Source organism: Limnohabitans sp. (assembly GCF_044373035.1).
Lineage (GTDB): Bacteria > Pseudomonadota > Gammaproteobacteria > Burkholderiales > Burkholderiaceae_C > Limnohabitans_A.
The window spans coordinates 1-4,119 of the sequence record NZ_JBILQU010000158.1 but is presented as its reverse complement, the minus strand read 5'-3'; the positions used below and the strand labels follow the sequence as shown (position 1 = coordinate 4,119).

Genomic DNA, 4,119 nt, shown 5'->3' with positions numbered 1-4,119 from the left:
GAGCTGGTCATCACCACGCTCAACCCCGACTACCCCTTGATCCGTTTTGGCACGGGCGATTTGTCGGCCATCCTGCCGGGTCCTTGCCCCACCGGCCGCACCGGCCAACGCATCAAGGGCTGGATGGGCCGGGCTGACCAGACCACCAAGATCCGGGGCATGTTTGTGCATCCCGGCCAGGTGGCCGAGATCGTCAAGCGCTTTCCCGAAGTGAGCAAAGCCCGCTTGGTGGTGACGGGTGAGATGGCCAATGACCAAATGGCCTTGCATGTGGAGACCACTCGTGTGTCCGACGATGCGCTCAAGGCCCGGGTGTCTGAAGCGGTGCGCGATGTGACCAAGCTGCGTGGCGAGGTCCATCTGGTGGCGCAGGGCAGCTTGGCCAACGACGGCAAGGTGATTGAAGACGCCAGAAGCTACCAATGAGTGTGACTGGGCCTTGATTTGGATCATGACCTTGTATCCAGCGGTAAATTGGGGAAAGCGTTTAAGTGTTTTCCGCCATGGCGCCTCCACCCTTTGGTTCTACAATGTACTAATCACTTTTGGGGTTTTGAAATGAAAAAATTATTTGCATTAGCCGCATTGGCCGCTGTGGTTGTGGGTGCCCATGCCCAGACTTACCCTGGCAACAAGCCGGTCGCCATTGTGGTGCCGTTCACGGCGGGGGGTCCAACCGACCGCGTGGCGCGCGACTTGGCTGAGGCCATGCGCAAACTCATCCCGGGTAGCAACTTCGTGGTGGAAAACACCGCTGGCGCTGGCGGCACCATTGGTGCCAACCGCGTCGCCAAGGCCGCGCCCGATGGTCACACCTTGCTGTTGTTCCACATTGGCATGGCCGCTACACCTGCCCTGTACCGCAAGCTGTCCTACAAGCCGCTGGAAGATTTCGAGTTCCTGGGCATGGTCAACGACGTGCCCATGACGTTGGTCGGCAAGCCCCAGTTGCCAGCGAACACCTACCGCGACTTTGAAAACTACATCCGTGCCAACGCGGGCAAGCTGAACATCGCGCATGCGGGTTTGGGTTCTGCGTCGCACCTGTGTGGCCTGCTGTGGCAGAGCAATGTGCAGACCAAGGATGCCATGACGACCATCCCGTTTGGCGGCACTGCGCCGGCCATGACCGCCCTGATCGGCGGCCAGGTGGACATGATGTGTGACCAGACCACCAACACCACCGCCCAAATCGAGGGTGGCCGCGTGAAAGCTTTTGCCGTGACCACGGCCAAGCCCTTGAGCAACCACCCCGTGCTCAAGCACTACCCCAGCTTGCAAGAGATGGGCATGAAGAACTTCAACCTGACCATCTGGCATGGCCTGTATGCCCCCAAAGGCACGCCACCGGCCGTCACCAAGTTGTTGAACGACACGCTTAAAAAAGCCTTGAAAGACCCCGAATTCATCAAGAAGAACGAAGGTCTGGGTGCCATCGTGGTGAACGACAACCGCACCGACCCTGCTGAGCACAAGAAGTTTGTGGCCGCTGAGATGGTGAAGATCAAGGCCGCTGTGGATGCGGCTGGCAAATACGCCGACTGATCATCCATTGGCTCAGCCCATCAAAAAGCCCGACTTGGTCGGGCTTTTTGTTTTGTGAACGGTGTGCTGCGGGTCGTTGATCTGCCTTTTTGGAGTCCACCCCGTGGGCGATGGGTGTGGCACACGCTTTGCAAACCGAGATGAAAGCCAGCGCCTTTCAGTTGCCGAACTTTTCCGTCCCCAAAATCCCCAGTTTGTTCAAACCCTGCCGCTGGGCCCCAGCCAGCACGGCAGCGGCAGCTTCGTATTTGGCCTGAGGGTGCGAGCGGATGTGCAGCTCGGGCTGGGGTTGCAGCAAAGCGGCCTGGGCCAGTTGCGCCTGCAAAGCCGCTCGGTCCGCCAAGGCTTGGCCATTCCACGAGATCACCGAGTTGGCAGCGATGTCGATGCGAATGACCTGCGGTGGGGTGGGTGGCGGTGCTGTACTGACTACGGGCATGTCCAGGTTGACCGCGTGCAATTGCGCAGGAATGGTGATGATCAGCATGATCAACAGCACCAGCATCACGTCGATCAGCGGCGTGGTGTTGATGTCCACCATCAGCTCGTCCTCATCGGGCGGGCTCAGGCTGGGGGTCTGGTGGCTAAGAAAGCCAGTGCTCGGTTTCATGTCAGTTCCCCGGGTCGGTGATGAAGCCGACTTTGGCGATGCCCGCGCGTTGCACGGCGTTCATGACCTGCCCAACGGCGGCAAAGTCGCTTTGCGCGTCGCCGCGAATGTGCACTTCAGGCTGAGGTTGCAGCACCGAGAACTTTTTCAGCCGCTCACGCAAGTCCGCCGCGTTTTTCATCGGGGTGTCGTACAAAAAAATCTGTCCGGATTGGTTCACCGAGATGATCAGGTTTTCCGGCAAAGCTTGACGGGGCATGTTTTTCTCTTGTGGCAGCTTGACCTGGATGGAGGTGGTCACCACAGGGATCGTGATCAAGAAAATGATCAGCAGCACCAGCATCACGTCCACCAAGGGCGTGGTGTTGATGGTGCTCATGATGTCGTCTTCCGACTCGGTGCCGATGTGCATGGCCATGGCGCAGTCTCCGGCGGTTTACTTCTTGGCCGAGGACAACAGCACGGCGTGCAGGTCCGCCCCAAAGGCGTTGATTTCCTCCATCACCGCCTTGTTGCGGCGCACCAGCCAGTTGTAGCCCAACACCGCAGGCACTGCCACCGCCAGGCCGATGGCGGTCATGATCAAGGCCTCGCCCACGGGCCCGGCGACTTTGTCGATGCTGGCTTGGCCCGAGATGCCGATTTTGACCAGCGCGTGGTAGATGCCCCACACGGTGCCGAACAGGCCCACAAAGGGCGCGGTAGAGCCCACCGTGGCCAGCACCGCCAGGCTGTCTTGCAAGCGGCTTTGCACCGTACCCAGTGCGCGCTGCAGGCTCATGCTGACCCAGGTGTTGAAGTCCACGTTGCTGAGCAGGCCTTCGTGCCGGTTGGCGCTCTCAAGACCTTTTTCGGTGATGAATCGGTAGGGGCTGGCGGGGTCTAGCCCGTCCGCGGCCTGGCGCAGGCTGGTCGAGGTCCAAAAGTCACCTTGGGCCGCCAAGCCATGTTTGCGCATGCTCGATTGTTCGGCGAACTTGGTGAAGATGACATACCAGCTGCCCACGCTCATGATCACCAAAATCAGCAGTGTGATCTTGGCCACGGCATCGCCTTGCGCCCACAGCGCGCCCAAGCCATAGGGGTTGTCGAGGGTCTCGCTGCTTGGGGCCGTGGAATTGGCACCAGTTGAGGCTGCGCTGGCCGGGGCACCCAAGGTGGCCGTGGCGGCTGGCGTTGCGACCGCAGCGGTTGCAGCATTGGCCGCCGCCGTGGGGGTGTTGGCCCAAGCCGTGCTGCAGAGCAAGGCGGCCGACAGGCTCAGGCTGCCCAGGGTGAGTTGAATAGGGGTGCGCATCGGTGGAGACTCCTTGAATCGGGGCAGTGTGGACTTGTTCGTGAGGGTGCGGGCGCGGCTCATTCCAGTCGCCAGGTGTATTTCATGCTGGCCCAAGCTTGCTCAGGGCGGCCGTCCACGGTGGCGGGCTGAAAGCGGCATTTGGACAAACCCGCACGGGCGGCTTCGTCAAGGCGTTTGAAGCCCGAGCTTTTTTCGATCTCGGACTGGATCACTTTGCCATCCACCCCGACCAAAAAGCGCAGGCTGACAGTGCCTTCTTCTTCCATGCGCCGAGAGGCAGTGGGGTAGTCGGGTGTGTCGCACTGGGCCGCGCTGACGCTGGCAGGGGTGCGTGCTTGTGGCGCGGCGCGTGCCGGGGTCGCAGGCGCAGGCGCAGCCGCTGTGGCAGGTGCCGGTGCAGGTTGCGGGTTGCTGCTGGCCACGGCCGTGATGGCCTGTTTGGGCGCGGTGCTGGGCGCGACCGCCACTTCGACCGGTGGCACCTGGGCCGGTGGCGTGGGACTGGGCGTGGCCACGGGAGGCGGTGGCGCTGGCGCGACCGGGGGTGGTGCTTGTGGTTTGGGCGGCGGTGGCGGCGGTGGCTTCGGCGCAGGGGGCGGATCGATTTTGGGCGGCGGGGTTTCCTGCAGCAAGATGGCTTGGACCACCTGGGGCAATTGGCGGC

General features: G+C 61.7%; 6 protein-coding genes. 2 read left to right on the top strand and 4 right to left on the bottom strand.

All coding sequences use genetic code 11. From position 1 onward, the window contains the following. A partial coding sequence (locus tag ACIQ47_RS14915; protein WP_396438848.1) for a phenylacetate--CoA ligase family protein occupies positions 1 to 426 on the top strand: 426 nt, incomplete at its 5' end. Positions 427 to 558: 132 nt separating this feature from the next. Next, positions 559 to 1,545 (top strand): tripartite tricarboxylate transporter substrate-binding protein, encoded by a 987-nt coding sequence (locus ACIQ47_RS14910; RefSeq protein WP_396438847.1) that lies wholly within the window; start codon positions 559 to 561, stop codon positions 1,543 to 1,545. Positions 1,546 to 1,702: 157 nt separating this feature from the next. On the opposite strand, the gene ACIQ47_RS14905 is transcribed toward ACIQ47_RS14910, so the two are convergent. The 4 genes from ACIQ47_RS14905 to ACIQ47_RS14890 all read right to left on the bottom strand — a co-directional run. After that, complete coding sequence (locus ACIQ47_RS14905; protein ID WP_396438846.1) at positions 1,703 to 2,155, bottom strand: ExbD/TolR family protein; 453 nt, start codon at positions 2,153 to 2,155, stop codon at positions 1,703 to 1,705. Between the two features lies 1 nt (position 2,156). Further along, positions 2,157 to 2,573 carry an ExbD/TolR family protein gene (locus ACIQ47_RS14900; protein WP_396438845.1) on the bottom strand — a complete coding sequence of 139 codons (417 nt, stop codon included), beginning with the start codon at positions 2,571 to 2,573 and terminating at the stop codon, positions 2,157 to 2,159. 18 nt (positions 2,574 to 2,591) lie between these two features. Next, entirely contained in the window at positions 2,592 to 3,452 is an 861-nt protein-coding gene (locus tag ACIQ47_RS14895) for a MotA/TolQ/ExbB proton channel family protein (protein WP_396438844.1), read from the bottom strand. 59 nt (positions 3,453 to 3,511) lie between these two features. Next, positions 3,512 to 4,119: energy transducer TonB (locus ACIQ47_RS14890; protein ID WP_396438843.1), on the bottom strand; the 608-nt coding region annotated here is incomplete at its 5' end.

What these genes read in the sequence shown, in the direction of transcription:
- ACIQ47_RS14905 (WP_396438846.1), bottom strand. Translation starts at nt 2,155, where the DNA reads ATGAAACCGAGCACTGGCTTTCTTAGCCACCAGACCCCCAGCCTGAGC.
- ACIQ47_RS14900 (WP_396438845.1), bottom strand. Translation starts at nt 2,573, where the DNA reads ATGGCCATGCACATCGGCACCGAGTCGGAAGACGACATCATGAGCACC.
- ACIQ47_RS14910 (WP_396438847.1), top strand. Translation starts at nt 559, where the DNA reads ATGAAAAAATTATTTGCATTAGCCGCATTGGCCGCTGTGGTTGTGGGT.
- ACIQ47_RS14895 (WP_396438844.1), bottom strand. Translation starts at nt 3,452, where the DNA reads ATGCGCACCCCTATTCAACTCACCCTGGGCAGCCTGAGCCTGTCGGCC.